The organism is Streptomyces sp. NPDC086549, from assembly GCF_044746205.1.
In the GTDB taxonomy this organism is placed as follows: Bacteria; Actinomycetota; Actinomycetes; order Streptomycetales; family Streptomycetaceae; genus Streptomyces.
Genome location: NZ_JBIVBS010000061.1, coordinates 1 through 2,208, shown reverse-complemented (window position 1 = coordinate 2,208; position 2,208 = coordinate 1). Strand labels below are relative to the sequence as shown.

General features: G+C 69.3%; 1 protein-coding gene and 1 pseudogene. One reads left to right on the top strand and one right to left on the bottom strand.

Annotation, left to right across the window (positions count from 1 at the left end; all coding sequences use genetic code 11):
- Positions 1–125: 125 nt before the first annotated feature.
- A pseudogene (locus tag ACIPSA_RS51350) lies at positions 126–239 on the bottom strand (hypothetical protein); the annotation flags it as partial.
- 208 nt (positions 240–447) lie between these two features.
- Between ACIPSA_RS51350 and ACIPSA_RS51345 the strand changes: the two are divergent.
- The gene (locus tag ACIPSA_RS51345; protein WP_402649238.1) at positions 448–1,869 is read left to right on the top strand and encodes a M1 family metallopeptidase; all 1,422 of its coding nucleotides are present in this window, start codon (positions 448–450) and stop codon (positions 1,867–1,869) included.
- Positions 1,870–2,208 lie beyond the last annotated feature (339 nt).

Here is a 2,208-nt window from a genome sequence, read left to right as displayed (position 1 = left end):
AGTTCCAACTGCCTTGGGATGGACGTTGATTCGTCGGTGTCCACGCTGATCCGCGCGGCGAGTAGCGCCCTCTGTGTCTCTGCCATAGGCAGAGCGGAGAGCAGTTTCAACCTACGTGTCTACGGAGTGCCGTAGGAGGTGGAGAACGTCTGCGCGTTGTCGGGATGCTTGTGCAGCAGGTAGCCGAGGTCGGTCGCGGGGCGTTCGGGGGTGCCGGTGGTGGTGATGGTCAGGAACACGTGGCCAGGCCTCATGGAAGGGGATGATCTGCGGATGGGTTGAACCGGGATCCTTACTGTGCGCCAACGTACAGCGAACATCCCCTGCGTACTCTGGCATTTTCGCCGCCCAAGCGGAGCCGACCTCCCCTCTTCGCGCGGGCCTGTGTCGGCCGTGGGGAACCCTGTGACAAGATCCGCTGGCATGTCATCTGTCATGTCGTCTGCCATGCCTTCGTTGCCTTCGTCGCCCAGGGGCCCCTCAAGAACCGGTCGCCGTCTGCTGGTCGCCCTGCTCGCGCTGATCGCGACTGCAGGCTCCACCGTGGCCGAGGCCGGCACGCCGTCCGGCCCGGCGCCCGGCGCCGCGGTGAGAGCGGCCGAACCCGCGACGCCCGACCGCCCCAGCTACGACGTGAAGCTGCGCGCCGACGCCGACGGCTCCCACTGGGCGGGCCGGCAGACGGTGTCCTTCCGCAACGCCTCCAGCCGGCCCCTGCGTGAGGTGTACATACGCCTGTGGGGCAATGGCGAGGACGGCTGCGGGACATCCGGAAGACCGTCCCCCGTCCGCGTCTCCCGCGTGCGCGGCGGCACTCCGGGCCGCCCCGGCGTGAAGTGCACGGCGCTGCGCATCACTCTGCCGAGGCCGCTCGCACGCGGTGAGCGGACGGCCGTCTCCTTCGACGTGGCCCTCACCGTGCCCGCACGCAACAACCGCTTCGGCCGCGAAGGCGCGTTCCGCTTCCTGGGCAACGCGCTGCCGGTCCTCGCCGTGCACGACGCGAGGGGGTGGCACCTCGATCCGTATGTGTCGTACGGCGAGAGCTTCTACACCCTGGCGAGCGACTTCCGGGTGCGCCTCGACCACCCGTCCGCCCTCAAGGTCCCGGCGAGCGGCAGCACATGGACCCGCTCCGGCGGTACCGGGCGTACGGTCACCCACAGCGTCGCCAAGCGGGTGCGGGACTTCGCATGGGCGGCGGGCCCGTTCCGCACCGCGACCCAGACCTCGCCCGACGGCGTGCGCGTGAAGTCGTACTGGTCGCCGAACACGCCCGCCGCCGGTGTCCGCCTCAACCGCAAGGACGGCGTCGCCGCCATCGACCGGTTCGGCAGGGAGTTCGGCCGCTATCCGTACGGCGAGATAGACCTCGTGATGACGCCCGGGTTCGCCGGCGGCATGGAGTACCCCGGCCTGGTCATCCTCGGCACCGAGGAGGAGGGCGGCGCCACCGTCCATGAGATCGCCCACCAGTGGTGGTACGGCGTCGTGGGCAACGACGAGTACAACTCACCCTGGCTGGACGAGAGTTTCGCTCAGTACGCCAACGCGCGCTACTACCGCTGGGACGGGTTCGAGTGCTCGCCGGACGACTCCTGGCCGAGCGCCACCGCCGCGCTCACCAACTCGATGGCCTACTGGTCTACACACCGTGGCGAGTACTTCCAGGTCGTGTACGGGATCGGCCCCTGCGTCCTGGCCGACCTGGAGCACGTCCTCGGGGCCGGCACCATGGCGCGCCTCATCAAGAAGTACGCCCACGACCACTGGTACGGCGTCTCCACCACCGTCGACTTCAAGAAGGCCGCACAGTCGATGACGCACAGGGACCTCGGCCCCTTCTGGCGGAAGCACCGCATCCGCTGAAGTCGCATTCCGCTCGCGGGTGACGGGCGTACCCCGTCGGCGCCACGATGACGGTGACCGACGGGGTACGCGGGCAGGGCGGCGTCGTTCCGGCGGTGCATCCGGGTTGATGGGGCTTCAGGAGCTGCGGCAGGGCTGCGGGTTGGTCGGCGGGGGCTGACGCGGAGGCAGGCACGACTTCCGGTGATCATGAGGTGTCGAGTCCCTGATCACCACGACGGAAGACCGTGCCTGCCCGCTCATCCTCGCTCATCCCGCGCCCTCTGGGCCAACTCGCCGACACCGCGCCGACCGTCCCCGATGACCTCCCCGGCCTGCTGACCTGCCTGGCTCAGGTGC